The organism is Collinsella sp. AM20-15AC (assembly GCF_003471405.1).
Lineage (GTDB): Bacteria > Actinomycetota > Coriobacteriia > Coriobacteriales > Coriobacteriaceae > Collinsella.
The window spans coordinates 1-14,987 of record NZ_QRJA01000006.1; the positions used below are offsets into that span (position 1 = coordinate 1).

The window sequence follows — 14,987 nt, forward strand, 5'->3', positions numbered from 1 at the left end:
GAAGCGAGTGGCGAACGGCTGAGTAACACGTGGAGAACCTGCCCCCTCCCCCGGGATAGCCGCCCGAAAGGACGGGTAATACCGGATACCCCGGGGTGCCGCATGGCACCCCGGCTAAAGCCCCGACGGGAGGGGATGGCTCCGCGGCCCATCAGGTAGACGGCGGGGTGACGGCCCACCGTGCCGACAACGGGTAGCCGGGTTGAGAGACCGACCGGCCAGATTGGGACTGAGACACGGCCCAGACTCCTACGGGAGGCAGCAGTGGGGAATCTTGCGCAATGGGGGGAACCCTGACGCAGCGACGCCGCGTGCGGGACGGAGGCCTTCGGGTCGTAAACCGCTTTCAGCAGGGAAGAGTCAAGACTGTACCTGCAGAAGAAGCCCCGGCTAACTACGTGCCAGCAGCCGCGGTAATACGTAGGGGGCGAGCGTTATCCGGATTCATTGGGCGTAAAGCGCGCGTAGGCGGCCCGGCAGGCCGGGGGTCGAAGCGGGGGGCTCAACCCCCCGAAGCCCCCGGAACCTCCGCGGCTTGGGTCCGGTAGGGGAGGGTGGAACACCCGGTGTAGCGGTGGAATGCGCAGATATCGGGTGGAACACCGGTGGCGAAGGCGGCCCTCTGGGCCGAGACCGACGCTGAGGCGCGAAAGCTGGGGGAGCGAACAGGATTAGATACCCTGGTAGTCCCAGCCGTAAACGATGGACGCTAGGTGTGGGGGGACGATCCCCCCGTGCCGCAGCCAACGCATTAAGCGTCCCGCCTGGGGAGTACGGCCGCAAGGCTAAAACTCAAAGGAATTGACGGGGGCCCGCACAAGCAGCGGAGCATGTGGCTTAATTCGAAGCAACGCGAAGAACCTTACCAGGGCTTGACATATGGGTGAAGCGGGGGAGACCCCGTGGCCGAGAGGAGCCCATACAGGTGGTGCATGGCTGTCGTCAGCTCGTGTCGTGAGATGTTGGGTTAAGTCCCGCAACGAGCGCAACCCCCGCCGCGTGTTGCCATCGGGTGATGCCGGGAACCCACGCGGGACCGCCGCCGTCAAGGCGGAGGAGGGCGGGGACGACGTCAAGTCATCATGCCCCTTATGCCCTGGGCTGCACACGTGCTACAATGGCCGGTACAGAGGGATGCCACCCCGCGAGGGGGAGCGGATCCCGGAAAGCCGGCCCCAGTTCGGATTGGGGGCTGCAACCCGCCCCCATGAAGTCGGAGTTGCTAGTAATCGCGGATCAGCATGCCGCGGTGAATGCGTTCCCGGGCCTTGTACACACCGCCCGTCACACCACCCGAGTCGTCTGCACCCGAAGTCGCCGGCCCAACCGCAAGGGGGGAGGCGCCGAAGGTGTGGAGGGTGAGGGGGGTGAAGTCGTAACAAGGTAGCCGTACCGGAAGGTGCGGCTGGATCACCTCCTTTCTAGGGAGATACATTCTTAGAGAGAAAACACTTTAACTCGAATAGAGGGCAGGAGCCCGTCCGGTAGATGTCCGCCAGGATATGTCCCCGCAGCACCCGGTCCCCGGGGTCGCACCCGCGTACCTTGAGAGCCGCATAGCGATAGGAGAGAGATGGAAGATCATTCTTCCAGACTCGATTCTTTTCTGCGATTTATCAGACAGAATGATAGCAATCATTCATCCGATCCAAACAAGAAGAATTCACTTATATATGAGTGAGGAGCATCTGATCGCGAGCACAGTCAACTACTGTGCCGCGGTATGAGATTACCCGAATTGCGACATACGAGCGCTATTCATGATATCGATTAATTTAACTTAATTAGCGACACGTGGATATCCCGCGGGCCCGATGCGGTCCCGCAAGATACCACGGGCGCACGGCGGATGCCTTGGCACAGGGAGCCGATGAAGGACGCGGCAAGCTGCGATAATCCCCGGCGAGGAGCACACATCCTTCGACCCGGGGGTCTCCGAATGGGCGAACCCATGCACAGCAGTGTGCATATCCCCACCCCGAGCACATAGGGGTGGGGAGGACAACCCGGGGAACTGAAACATCTAAGTACCCGGAGGAGAGGAAATCAATCTCGAGACTCCCCGAGTAGCGGCGAGCGAAAGGGGACCGATGGCCAAACCGTCGAGCGGGCATACCCGGCAGGGGTTCCGCCGACGGGGTTGCAGGGCCGCGCATCCGGGGGCTGCCGCCCCCGGGCGCAGGTCCGGCTGGGGAGCGGAACGGCATGGGAGGGCCGGCCGCAGCGGGTGACAGCCCCGTACGCGAACCCAGACCGGACGGCGCGACGCGGTCCCTGAGTAGGGCCGGGCACGTGAAACCCGGTCCGAACCTGGGTGGACCACCATCCAAGCCTGAGTACTACCCTGTGACCGATAGCGCACCAGTACCGTGAGGGAAAGGTGAAAAGCACCCCGGGAGGGGAGTGAAACAGTACCTGAAACCGTGCGCCCACGAGCAGTCGGAGCACCCTTCGGGGTGTGACGGCGTGCCTTTTGTAGAATGAGCCAGCGAGTCGCTGGCGCGGGGCGAGGTTAACCGAAAGGGAGCCGGAGCGAAAGCGAGCCTTAACAGGGCGACTTGAGTCCCGCGCCGCGGACGCGAAGCCGGGTGAGCTATCCGTGGGCAGGCTGAAGCGGGGGTAAGACCCCGTGGAGGGCCGAACGCACGTCGGTTGAAAACGGCGGCGATGACCTGCGGATAGGGGTGAAAGGCCAATCAAACCCGGAGATATCTCGTTCTCCCCGAAATAGCTTTAGGGCTAGCGTCGCGCGTTCACCGCCGGAGGTAGAGCACCGGATGGACGAGGGGGCTTCGCCGCCTACCGAATCCAACCGAACTCCGAATGCCGGCGGCCCAGAGCGCGGCAGTCAGAGCATGTGGGCTAAGCTGTGTGCTCGAGAGGGAAACAGCCCGGACCGCCCGCTAAGGTCCCCAAGTTCCAGCCGAGTGGCAAAGGATGTGCGTCCGCCCAGACAACCAGGATGTTGGCTTAGAAGCAGCCATGCATTCAAAGAGTGCGTAACAGCTCACTGGTCGAGTGGACATGCGCCGACAATACACGGGGCTAAGCTGGACACCGAAGCGGCGGGATTTTACCTAAGTAGAATCGGTAGGGGAGCTTCCCATGGGCGGTGAAGCCGCCGGGCGACCGGCGGTGGAGCGCATGGGAGTGAGAATGCTGGCATGAGTAGCGAGAGACGAGAGAGTAACTCGTCCGCCGTGAACCCGAGGTTTCCTGGGCAAGGCTAATCCTCCCAGGGTCAGTCGGGGGCTAAGGCGAGGCCGGGAGGCGTAGCCGACGCGCAGCAGGCAGACATTCCTGCACCGCGCACGCGGCGCTACGACCGACGGGGCGACGGATGGGGGTGGCTCGGCGGGGTTCTGGACGTCCCCGTGATGGAGCGCGGCCCGCGGACCAGGGAAATCCGGTCCGCACGAGGGCGAGGCTCCGGACGAAGCGATCAAGCGAAGCGAGTGAGCCCGAGGTCCCTAGAAAAACCCCTAGGCAGGCGCGTGCGCGCCCGTACCGCAAACCGACACAGGTGGGTGGGTAGAACATACCGAGGCGATCGGGTCAACCATGGTCAAGGAACTCGGCACAATGGCCCCGTAACTTCGGGAGAAGGGGTGCCCGCGCGTACGTGAACGGACTTGCTCCGGGAGCGGAGGCGGGCCGCAGTGGAGAGGCCCAAGCGACTGTTTACCAAAAACACAGGACTCTGCAGAAGCCGCAAGGCGACGTATAGGGTCTGACGCCTGCCCGGTGCCGGAAGGTCACGCGGAGGAGTTAGCGCATCGCGCGAAGCCCCGAAGCCAAGCCCCGGTAAACGGCGGCCGTAACTATAACGGTCCTAAGGTAGCGAAATTCCTTGTCGGGTAAGTTCCGACCTGCACGAAAGGCGCAACGACTTGGGCGCTGTCTCGACCATGGACCCGGTGAAATTGCACTGGTCGTGAAGATGCGACTTACCCGCGGAAGGACGGAGAGACCCCGTGAACCTTCACTGCAGCTTGGCATTGGCCGCTGGTCCCGCGTGTAGAGGATAGGCAGGAGGCATCGATCCGGAGGCGCCAGCCCCCGGGGAGCCGCCCTTGGAATACTGCCCTCGCGCGACCGGCGTCCTAACCCGAGGCCGTCAACCGGCTCGGGGACCGTGCCAGGCGGGCAGTTTGACTGGGGCGGTCGCCTCCTAAAGGGTAACGGAGGCGCGCGAAGGTCCGCTCGGGACGGTCGGCAACCGTCCTTTTGAATGCAAGAGTACAAGCGGGCTTGACTGCGAGGCCCACAAGCCGAGCAGGTGCGAAAGCAGGCTCTAGTGATCCGGCGGCCCCGAGTGGGTGGGCCGTCGCTCAACGGATAAAAGGTACTCCGGGGATAACAGGCTGATCTTGCCCAAGAGTCCACATCGACGGCAAGGTTTGGCACCTCGATGTCGGCTCATCGCATCCTGGGGCTGGAGCAGGTCCCAAGGGTACGGCTGTTCGCCGTTTAAAGCGGTACGCGAGCTGGGTTCAGAACGTCGTGAGACAGTTCGGTCCCTATCCTCCGTGGGCGCAGGAGAATCGATGGAGGCTGCCCCCAGTACGAGAGGACCGGGGTGGACGCACCTCCGGTGAACCGGTTGTCGACCAACGGCACGGCCGGGTAGCCGCGTGCGGCGCGGATAACCGCTGAAGGCATCTAAGCGGGAAGCCGTTCCAGGGATTAGTTCTCCTTCCGGTAAGGGCCCAGGTAGACTACCTGGTCGATAGACGGCAGGTGCAAGGGCGGCGACGTCCTCAGCCGAGCCGCACTAATCGCCCGAGCTCTTCCGGAACCGCACCTCGCGGCCCGCGGGACACAGCGCTCATGCGCGGTCCGGGCACGAGGATGCCCCCGAGTCACCTTTCCTATGCGCCATGCGGCCCCCAGGGCACGTAGATGAGACCCAGGACACCGTAACGGTGGGCGCCGCCCACCGGTCAGCGGCCAGAGCATGGGGGGCACGCCCGGTCCCGTTCCGAACCCGGAAGCTAAGCCCCATCGCGCCGAGAGTACTGCGGGGCCAGCCCGTGGGAGGCCAGGGCGCCGCTGACCGGTGGACGGCACCGAGCCGTATGATGACTTGAAGAAGGGGGAGGCCTCGCGGCCTCCCCCTTTTTTCCGTTTTATAGAGAGCTGTAATACAAGAACTCGCCTTCTTTTAGCTTGTCTTACTGTTTGGCTGTATTTTGAGTCCTTCTTTTGTATTTGCGCGATAATAACTCCCATTGGCGTTAGGGAGGACTTGATGTTTACCGTTTTTGTCTTGGGCAATATTGCTTCGGGTAAGTCGACTGCCTGCCGCTATCTCGAATCTCATGGCGCCATGCTCATCGATCTGGACGAACTTGCCAAATCGCTGTATGTGCCAGGCTCCGATATCGTCAATGCCCTCGCGGAAGAATTTGGCTGGGATATTTTGGACGAGGAGGGCGGCGTTCGCCGTAACATACTCGCTTCTCGAGCTTTTGTTTCTCCTGATGCGGTCGCGAGGCTCAATAGCATTGTGCACCCCGTTCTCATTGAGCAGCTGTCACTGAGGATTCTTGATCCGGTTTGTTGCACGGTTTCGTCCCCCCGTTATCCCTTTGCGGTGGTCGAGGTTTCTGCTCCGACTGGTTTTGAGGATGCATTTGGCTTGGCTGATGAAATTCTGGTCATCAGCGCCCCTTTGTCAGTTCGTCGCGAGCGTGCTATTCAGCGTGGCATGGAGCCATCTGATTTCGATGCCCGTTCTGCTTGCCAGCCCGATGAGTCTGCGCTGTGCAATCTCGCTACAACGGTGATTGATAATGCCGCAGGCGATAATTCGCTCTTTGAGCAGCTTGACTCATGGCTTGCATGCCATGGGTTTATAGACACTGCGAATAAGGAGGATGCCGATGCCTAAGACACGTTTCTTTGCGTGGTATCGCCTTATTCCGCTGGCTGCCGTTTTTGCCTTCGGCCTTATCTCATTCGTTTACTCGTGTGCTCCTGCCGCCTTCTTTAAGCCGCTGTATCCGATTGACTACGAGGCATATGTAAAGCAATCCAGTATTTCGCATAATCTGGATCCGTATCTGGTGTGCGCTGTCATTAAGTCGGAATCGAATTGGGATCCCGAGGCCGAATCGAATCAGGGTGCTCAGGGATTGATGCAGCTGATGCCTGTGACTGCTCAGGATATGATCGCCAAGGGCCTTGTCGACGGTGACGAGTATTCGGTCGACAACCTTAACGATCCGGCTACCAATATCGAGTTTGGCTGTGCATACCTCTCGTATCTTCTGACCTATTTCAACGGGTCGACGGATAGTGCCATTGCCGCCTATAACGCCGGTATGGGCAATGTTGACGGATGGGCGCAGCAGAACACGTCACTCCATAATGCGATTACCTTCCCTGAAACTCAGGCTTATCTGATTCGTGTCAATAATGCCTGGGTTCGGTATAAGACCCTCTATCCCGATCGGTTCGTATAGGACTATGCCTGCCGCCTGCGTATACTGCAGATATATGAGTTAGGAGTATCCATGGCGGAATTTGAAGTTGAACGTGTTGGAGGAGAGCTCAAACGTTTTGGCGTTGAGGGCTCTGAGGTGCCATTTAAAGTTTTATCTCCTTATGAGCCTGCAGGTTCTCAGCCTAAGGCCATTGAGTCGCTTGTGCAGGGTGTGAGGGACGGAGATCGCTATCAGGTTTTGCTGGGCGTGACTGGTTCGGGCAAGACCTTTACGATGGCTAAAACCATCGAGGCCCTGGGGAAGCCGACGCTGGTCATGGCTCCCAATAAAACGCTCGCCGCTCAGCTTGCGAGCGAGCTCAAAGAGTTCTTTCCCAACAACGCTGTGGTCTACTTTGTCTCGTACTACGACTACTATCAGCCCGAGGCGTATGTGCCGCAAAGCGATACATATATCGAGAAAGACTCCTCGATTAACGAAGAGGTCGAGATGCTGCGCCATCAGGCGACCGCGTCACTGCTCTCTCGACGCGATGTGATCGTTGTCGCATCGGTCTCGTGTATCTATGGCATTGGCTCTCCTGAGGACTATGCGGGTCTGGCTCCAAACGTCGACAAGAAGGTGCCGCTCGAGCGCGATGACTTTATCCATGCACTTATCGACATTCAATATGATCGCAATGACTATGACCTGGCACGCGGCACGTTCCGCGTGCGCGGCGATGTTGTCGACGTGTATCCGCCTTATGCCGAGCATCCGTTGCGGTTTGAGTTCTTTGGCGACGAGGTCGAGCTGATTGCCGAGATCGATGAGGTCACCGGAGAGATGCTTCGTGAGTACGAGGCCATCCCTGTATGGCCGGCATCGCACTACGTGACCGAGAAGCCGAAGGTCAAGGCGGCTCTGAAATCGATCAGCGAAGAGTGCGAGAAGCGCGTGGCGGAGCTCAAGGCGACTGACAAGTTGCTCGAGGCGCAGCGTCTGCAGCAGCGCACCGATTATGATCTTGAGATGCTCGAGACGATGGGCTTTTGCAACGGCATCGAGAACTACTCGCGTCATCTGGACGGTCGCAAGCCGGGTGAGCCGCCGTTTACCCTGATCGATTACTTTCCTAAGGACATGCTCTGCATCATCGATGAGAGCCATGTGACGGTGCCGCAGATTCGCGGTATGCACGAAGGTGACCGCTCGCGTAAGGTAACGCTGGTGGAACACGGTTTTCGCCTGCCCTCGGCACTCGATAATCGCCCGCTTCGTTTCGATGAGTTTGAGGCAAGGATACCCCAGTTTATCTATGTTTCGGCCACACCGGGCGACTACGAGCTGCGGGTGAGCCAAAACGACGTGGAGCAGATTATTCGTCCGACCGGTCTGCTCGACCCCAAGATCGATGTGCGTCCGGTTCGTGGGCAGATTGACGATCTTGAGGACGAGATTCGCGAGCGCGTTGCCCGCAAGGAGCGCGTGCTGGTGACCACGCTCACCAAGCGCATGGCCGAGGACCTGACCGACCATCTGCTTGATGCCGGCATTAAGGTCAATTACATGCACTCCGATACAGCGACGATGGACCGTGTCGAGATCCTGCGAACGCTGCGCGAGGGCAAGATCGATGTTCTCGTTGGCATCAACCTGCTTCGCGAGGGCCTAGACCTTCCCGAGGTCTCACTGGTGGCAATTCTCGATGCCGATAAGGAAGGCTTCTTGCGCAACCGCCGTTCGCTGATTCAGACGATTGGCCGCGCGGCCCGTAACGCCGATGGCGAAGTCATCATGTATGCGGACGTTGTGACCGATTCGATGAAAGAGGCCATCGAGGAGACGCAGCGCCGTCGCGAGATTCAGATGGCATATAACGAAGAGCATGGCATTGTGCCAAAGACGGTGCGCAAGGCCATCAACGACATCTCAAGTTTTATTGCCGAGGCCGAAAAAACCGTGGGTTCCAAGGGGCGCTCGAAGGGCGACTCTCTTGGACATGGTGCATTCTATACGCCCGATGAGTCGGGCGAGGGTGGCGTGCCGGAAACGGTGGCGCCCGAGCAGACACTTGCGGAGCAGTTGGAAGAACTGCCGCATGACGAGCTTGTGCGGATCGTCGAAACCATGGAAGAGGATATGCGTAACGCTTCTGCCGCCATGGACTTTGAGGAGGCGGCGCGCCTGCGCGATGCCGTCGTTCAGATTCGGGCGATGCTCGAGGGTGCGTCTGAGGACGAGACGATTGAGCGTTTACGTTCGCAGGCCCGCAAGGGTTCCACGTTCGCATCGGGCAGAAAACGCCAGGGTGCACGGTTTAAGAAATAGTGAACAGGCCCCGAGTTCCCTGTGGAGCTTGGGGCCTGTGTCTTTTGCGCGCTGGAATTCGTGCGTTAGAGGTCTGCGATCAGGGCTTCGGCACAACGAATGCCGTCGGTGGCGGCGCTCATGATGCCGCCGGCATATCCAGCTCCCTCACCACAAGGGTAGAGGCCCGGGGTCGACACGGCATGGCACGATCGGTCTCGGGTGACAGTGACCGGTGAGCTCGAACGAGTCTCCACGCCGGTAAGAACGGCATCGGGGCGGTCGTAGCCTCGTAGCTTTTTTCCGAGTAGGGGAAGTCCCAGGCGGAGCGACTCGACGATATGCTGCGGCAGAGCTTCGTCAATTGCCGTCCAGGTCACACCGAGCGGATATGTGGGCTTAACCTTTCCGGGTGTCTTGCTGGCGCGTCCTGCGAGGAAATCTCCGACGAGCTGTGCCGGTGCGTTCCAGTTGGAACCGCCCAGGCGATAGGCGGCCGCCTCGCAGGTACGCTGGAGCTCGATGCCGGCGAGCGGGTCATCGTTGGGAAGGTCCTCAGGCGTGACGTTAACGAGCAGGGCGGCATTTGCGTTGCGCCCGTCGCGGGCATTGAGACTGGCCCCGTTGACGCACAGATGGCACGGTTCTGAAGAGGCGGCAACAACCTGTCCGCCGGGGCACATGCAAAACGAGAACACGCTGCGGCCGTTGGGAAGATGGGCGACGAGCTTGTAAGGGGCCGCCCCGAGCGCTGGATGTCCCGCCGAGGCTCCATATTGGGCTCGGTCGATGTCGCACTGCGGATGCTCGATGCGAACGCCCATGGCAAAGGTCTTTTGTGCGAGGGCCACGTTGTGGTCCTTAAGGAGCTCAAAAATATCGCGAGCAGAATGCCCGCAGGCGAGGATGAGGTGCTTTGTCTCGATTGGCTCGCAAGCGGCGTCTTGGAACGATTGGACATCAATACCGGTGATGGCGCCAGACGCGTCGATGTGTATGTCGACGAGCTTTGTTCGATAACGGACGACACCTCCGAGCTGCTCGATGCGCTGGGATATAGCGGTGACAACCTTGGGAAGGATGTCGGAGCCAATGTGCGGCTTGGCATCCCACAGAATATCGCGGGGCGCACCCGCCTCGACGAAGGTTTCGAGGATAAGGCGATGGGCGGGATTTTTGGTTCCCGTATTGAGCTTGCCGTCCGAGAAAGTCCCCGCGCCGCCCAGGCCAAACTGGATATTGCTCTCGGGGTCGAGGATGCGCTCCTTTAGAAAGAGGTCGATCGCCTGCGAGCGGCGAAATGCCGGGTCGCCGCGCTCGATGAGCAAGGGCTTAAGACCTGCTTCGGCGAGCGTAAGCGCAGCGAAAAGGCCGGCGCATCCGGCGCCGACAACGACAGGGCGTTCTTGAGGTGCGTCGGAGGCGGGGGAGGGGAATGAAGGCTCATCGTCTTCTATCGCGCGTACGCGTGAGCGGTCACGCTCGGCAACGCTGTCGACCGCTTCTCGCTCGAGGTGGGGACTAGTCAGCTCAACACGAAAGCTCAGGATAAAATGGACGTCTCGTTTTTTGCGAGCGTCGATTGACTTGCGGTGGAGCTCGATGGACTTGATCTCGGAGTCCTTGCAACGTAGGACGCGCTTGGCGACTCGCTTGCCAACAATGAGACAGGCATTTTCATCGCCGGCTTCATTGAGCGACGCGTTGACTTGGGTGATTTCAATCATCGAGGTCTCCTTAGAGGCAAGAAAGAGGCCGTCCGGTATCCCAGACGGCCCGAATGCGTTTTTGATTATAGACTGCGCGGCTACAGGCTGCTTGCAGCGCGAATGCCCGAGATCCAGGCCCACGCAAGGTTAAAGCCTCCGCAATCGGCGTCGATGTCGAGCGCTTCACCGCAGACGTAAAGCGGGGCGTCGACAACGCTGTGCGCGCGTAGGCTGGGTATTGAGATGCTCTCGACAGATATGCCACCACGCGTGACCTGCGCTGAGCGCTCCTCGGCTGTTCCCTCGACGAGCAACTTAAAGTGTTTGAGGATCGAGACCAGGTGGATGACATCGTTGGAGCCTGGATGGCACTGCTCGAACGTTGTGCAGACGACGCGGGAGAGTTGCGGGGCGAGCATGCCGTCGAGCCAACGGGGATCGCGGGGCGAAAAGCCGCCGAGCAGCTCAACGCGCCGGTTGAGCATATCGAGCAACTCGTCTTTGGAGAGGTCGGGGAAAACGTCGAGCAGGATCGTATTGCCGTGCTGGATACGACGAGAGAGGTTGAAGACAGCGACGCCTGAGATACCGAAGGTTCGAAACAGCACTTCACCGTCTTCGTGCCAGAGCTCATTATGATTGTGGGCGAGCGTCAAGCGGGCACGGACGCGCAGGCCATCCAACGTCTTGAGTGCCGCCCGATCGCCAACGACCGTTGCCGATACGGGGCAGAGGATGGGGCGCAGCGAAGTGAGGGGGAGGCGAAACGTATCGGCGATACCGGTGGGGTTGCCGCCCGTAGCGATAATTACGGCATGTGCCTGCAGGGCCTCGTTCTTGCGAGGGACATCGGCGAGCGATTTCCGAAGCGAGCGGAGCTCCGATTTTCGGTTATCGTGCTTTTTTGCCTTGAGCGCCCGCGCTGGACGGTCTATTTGGAGTGTCCAGCCTTCGGAAGCTTTGTGCGCCGAGGCAACGTTGGCTCCGCAGATTAAGGTGATACCTAGGCGGTCGCAAGCGTTGAGAAGTGCGTCGCGCACCGATTCGGCGCGAAGGGAGCGCGGGTACAGCCGGCCTTCCTCGGAGGTTGTCATGATGCCCAGCGAGGAGAAGAAACCCATAAGCTCTTGTTCGGGCTGGGGGCCCATGACGGATTCGACGAATGCGGGGTGGTTATACCGCTGAGGATCAATCGATTCGTTGGAGAGGTTGCAACGGCCGTTACCGGTCGCAAGGAGCTTGAGGCCGCAGGCGACATCGCGCTCAACGATGCAGACGCTTTTGCCAGCGCGTGCGGCCGTAATGGCGGCGGCGAGGCCTGAAGCCCCGCCGCCGATTACCAAGACGTCATAGAGGGCGCTCGCGTTCACTTAGGCCTCGTCTGTTTCGTGCGGGGTAATAGCCTCGACGGCAGAGACTGCCTTGGGCAACATGCCATCGGGCAGCGCGGTCTCGACCTCGCCCTTATCGCAGGCCTCGGCGAGTGCCGGATTAATGGGAAGCTGGCCCAAGATGTCGAGGTTATAGCGCTCTGCGACCTCGGGGAGCTTGCTCTTGCCAAAGACCTCGATTTTCTTGCCGCAGTCGGGGCACTCAATATAGCTCATGTTCTCGACAATGCCCAGAATGGGGACGTTCATCTTCTCGGCCATGTTGACCGCCTTGGCGACGATCATCGAGACCAGATCCTGCGGGCTCGTGACGATGACGATGCCGTCGACCGGCAGCGACTGGAAGACGGTGAGCGCGACGTCGCCTGTTCCCGGAGGCATGTCGACCAGTAGGTAGTCGATGGGGCCCCACGAGGTCTCGCTCCAGAACTGCCTAATGGCGCCTGCGATGACCGGACCGCGCCAAAGGACGGGGTCGGTCTCGTTTTGGAGCAGCAGGTTGGAGCTCATGACCTTGACGCCGTGCTCGGAGATTTCGGGCAGCATAAGGTTGCCAAGGGCATGGACGTGGCGTCCACTCATACCGAACATCTTGGGGATAGAGGGACCGGTGATGTCGGCATCGAGGACGCCGACTTTGTGGCCGTGACGGGCAAGCTCGGTGGCGATGGCACCGGTGACAAATGACTTGCCGACACCGCCCTTGCCGGAAAGCACGGCGATGACGCGCTTGACCTCGGACAGCGTGTTCTCCTCAAATTGCGACGGCGACGTTTGTCCGCCGGCGGCCTGTGCGTGTTCGCAACCCATGTATGACTCCTTTGTATATGCTGGGGCCGGGGCCCCGCGATGTGACACGAGCGTCATTGTACCCTCGTTTGCGAGCGGGAGTCATTTGCGATGCGTTTGGGCCGAGCGTGCTTGCAATACGATGGGCCCAAGCGAATGGGCGGGCTTACTGAACTTTGCTGGCGAACTCGAGGTATTGCATGCGCTGCAGCTTGTCGATCGTCGAGGCGTAGGGGCTGTCTTTCGATTCCAAGTCGTAGCGCAGCCCGTCGGCACCGAGATAGCCGGCGACATTGATGGTGGGCACATCTGACCTTGTTGCAAGCAGGGCCTTTTGGTAATTGGTGAGCGGAGCGCCGATCTTATTAAGGGTAATGGCTGCAATCTCGTTTGCCCCGACGGTGTCGTAGACGTTGAGCTCGGTATTGCCGGCGATCTCATAGTTAGCCCAGACGAGATATGTCGACTGATAGATACGGAAGGCGTGGCTTGCCGTATCTTCCTGAGGGTACAGCTCGTCGTTGAGAGTCGTTGCGGCGCTCGGCTGATGGTCGCCAAAAAAGACAAGAACAACCGGTCTGCCGATGTTGCGGAGCTCGTTGATAAAGTACTCGAGGTCCCGGTCGGATGCGTTGATGCAGGTGAGATAGGTGTTGAGCGCGCTATTGGCGCCTTCGCTGGCTCCCTCGACCCAATAGTTTGTCAGCTCTTCGGCGGGAACGGTGCCATAGTCGTAGCCGCCGTGATTTTGCATCGTGACGTCAAAGATGAACTGCGGCGCTTCGTCGGTTCTAAGCAGGTCGAGTATCTTGTCGTAGGTGGCGTAGTCGCATACGCCGGCATGGTAATAGGGCGCACCTTCGAAATCGCCGATTGAAAGAAAGTCTCCAAAGCCCAGCTGCTGATAGATTTTATCTCGATGGTAGTTGACGGGGTTTTGCGGGTGCATAGCGGTAGCGGTATACCCAAGCTCTTTAAGGTCCTTTGCCAGGCTGTTGACGCCATTCATCTGATACAGCTGATAGGGGATTTTGCCTAATCCGACAAAGGCCGTTGTCGCTCCGGTCAAAAATTCGAATTCGGAGTTCGCCGTTCCGCCACCGGCGACCGAAGCGAGCATGGTGCCGCGAACAAGTGCGTCGGGAAGCGAGTTGTAGAATGCGGGGCCGGTGTACCCGGCCGTCTGGAGCTGCTCAAAGCACGAAAGGTCGCTAAAACTCTCATTCATGACGGCAACAATCGTCGGCTTGATTTCATTGAACTGGGCAACGGCCGCCGCGCGCTGTTCGCTCGAGCCATATGTGCTGTCGTAGACGGCGGCGAGCTCCTGCTCGATGCTCTGCGCCTCATCGGGCGTATAGTCTTCGGGCTTCTCAATGGGCAACTCGTTGACCATTTCGGTGAACGAAGTGATAAAACCCTGAGACGCATACGTGGTGATGGGCTGCCAACGGTCAAATCCAAAATCCAGCGCCTGCTCCAAGTCGATGTTGGAAAAGCCTGAGAGCCCCACAACGGTCACTAGCAGAAAAGCACAGAGGTTAGCGGCGATAGCGGGGAAGACATGGGTGGGCGTACGGAGCTTTCGCGGTCGGATGAGCGAAAGAAGCCCCAGGGAAATCTCCAGCAGGGCGAGAGAGGTTACGATTCCGGCGGTAAAGGTAAACTCGTATCCCTCGCTCACTTCCATTGCGGTGCCAAGGGCCAAGATATCGCTTGGCAGGATGGCTTCGCCTTTAAACGTTATGACGAAGTGCTCGGCAATGCCAAGGACGCAACAGACGACGGGCACGAGGACCATGACGCCTCCATGACGCTGTCCCAGCAAATAAAGGGAGAGCAGAACCGTCGCGAGCAACCCGACGGAAAACCCGAATGAGTTGGCGGGAATGCGATAGAACGTTTCGTTGCAGGCAATTTCGATTGAAACGAACGAGAGCGCTGAAACAGCGGCGATGACAAGGATGTCGCGGCAAATACAGGCAACCGTTCCCGTCGCAAGGTCGGTTTGGTCGATAAGTCCCGAAACCAAGGGCTCGACAAGAAGCATGACGGCGGCAGCACCGAGCGCCGAATAAGAAAGGACCCATAGGGAGCTGCCCTCATTTACGAGCGATTGATTCGTAATCCATGCAGCTACCACGCCGAGCGGGATGAGGAGCGTCGCGCACCAAAAGACGCGGGCAATGGGTGGCTTTTCGTTGCGTTTGATTGAAAAATACACGCGCACGACGACGGCGGCCACGATAAGGACGGCGATGAATATGGGCAGATTGGCCATGTCGCTCGAAGTGATTTCAAGGGGGATATCTTCGGTCATGGACGTTCCTCTGGTACAGCAAATTAAGTTCAGTATTAGA

General features: G+C 59.6%; 7 protein-coding genes and 3 rRNA genes. 6 read left to right on the forward strand and 4 right to left on the reverse strand.

From position 1 onward, the window contains the following. The 6 genes from DW233_RS02960 to uvrB all read left to right on the forward strand — a co-directional run. Positions 1-1,421: ribosomal RNA gene (locus DW233_RS02960) — 16S ribosomal RNA — on the forward strand; the annotation flags it as partial. A 401-nt stretch (positions 1,422-1,822) separates the two neighbouring features. Continuing rightward, positions 1,823-4,798, forward strand: a 23S ribosomal RNA gene (locus tag DW233_RS02965). A gap of 144 nt (positions 4,799-4,942) precedes the next feature. Beyond that, a 5S ribosomal RNA gene (gene rrf / locus DW233_RS02970) occupies positions 4,943-5,058 on the forward strand. Between the two features lie 193 nt (positions 5,059-5,251). Then, positions 5,252-5,893, forward strand: coding sequence for a dephospho-CoA kinase (coaE, locus tag DW233_RS02975; protein ID WP_117635947.1), 642 nt, complete (start codon positions 5,252-5,254; stop codon positions 5,891-5,893). Next, the gene (locus DW233_RS02980) at positions 5,886-6,467 is read left to right on the forward strand and encodes a lytic transglycosylase domain-containing protein (RefSeq protein WP_118227172.1); all 582 of its coding nucleotides are present in this window, start codon (positions 5,886-5,888) and stop codon (positions 6,465-6,467) included. Before coaE ends, DW233_RS02980 begins: the two co-directional genes overlap by 8 nt. Before the next feature lie 51 nt (positions 6,468-6,518). Then, complete coding sequence (gene uvrB, locus DW233_RS02985; protein ID WP_118266640.1) at positions 6,519-8,759, forward strand: excinuclease ABC subunit UvrB; 2,241 nt, start codon at positions 6,519-6,521, stop codon at positions 8,757-8,759. A 65-nt stretch (positions 8,760-8,824) separates the two neighbouring features. Here uvrB and DW233_RS02990 read toward each other — a convergent pair whose 3' ends face one another. From DW233_RS02990 to DW233_RS03005, 4 genes are all read right to left on the reverse strand, one after another. Next, positions 8,825-10,465 (reverse strand): NAD(P)/FAD-dependent oxidoreductase, encoded by a 1,641-nt coding sequence (locus tag DW233_RS02990; RefSeq protein WP_118266642.1) that lies wholly within the window; start codon positions 10,463-10,465, stop codon positions 8,825-8,827. An 80-nt stretch (positions 10,466-10,545) separates the two neighbouring features. Beyond that, on the reverse strand, positions 10,546-11,817 hold the full coding sequence (locus DW233_RS02995) for an NAD(P)/FAD-dependent oxidoreductase (protein WP_118266643.1): 1,272 nt from the start codon (positions 11,815-11,817) through the stop codon (positions 10,546-10,548). Beyond that, positions 11,818-12,648 (reverse strand): Mrp/NBP35 family ATP-binding protein, encoded by an 831-nt coding sequence (locus tag DW233_RS03000; RefSeq protein WP_022094864.1) that lies wholly within the window; start codon positions 12,646-12,648, stop codon positions 11,818-11,820. A 145-nt stretch (positions 12,649-12,793) separates the two neighbouring features. Then, positions 12,794-14,947, reverse strand: a complete 2,154-nt coding sequence (locus DW233_RS03005) for an LTA synthase family protein (protein WP_158567792.1) — start codon at positions 14,945-14,947, stop codon at positions 12,794-12,796. Positions 14,948-14,987: the final 40 nt, after the last annotated feature.

What these genes read in the sequence shown, in the direction of transcription:
- DW233_RS02990 (WP_118266642.1), bottom strand. Translation starts at nt 10,465, where the DNA reads ATGATTGAAATCACCCAAGTCAACGCGTCGCTCAATGAAGCCGGCGAT.
- DW233_RS02980 (WP_118227172.1), top strand. Translation starts at nt 5,886, where the DNA reads ATGCCTAAGACACGTTTCTTTGCGTGGTATCGCCTTATTCCGCTGGCT.
- DW233_RS03000 (WP_022094864.1), bottom strand. Translation starts at nt 12,648, where the DNA reads ATGGGTTGCGAACACGCACAGGCCGCCGGCGGACAAACGTCGCCGTCG.
- uvrB (WP_118266640.1), top strand. Translation starts at nt 6,519, where the DNA reads ATGGCGGAATTTGAAGTTGAACGTGTTGGAGGAGAGCTCAAACGTTTT.
- coaE (WP_117635947.1), top strand. Translation starts at nt 5,252, where the DNA reads ATGTTTACCGTTTTTGTCTTGGGCAATATTGCTTCGGGTAAGTCGACT.
- DW233_RS03005 (WP_158567792.1), bottom strand. Translation starts at nt 14,947, where the DNA reads ATGACCGAAGATATCCCCCTTGAAATCACTTCGAGCGACATGGCCAAT.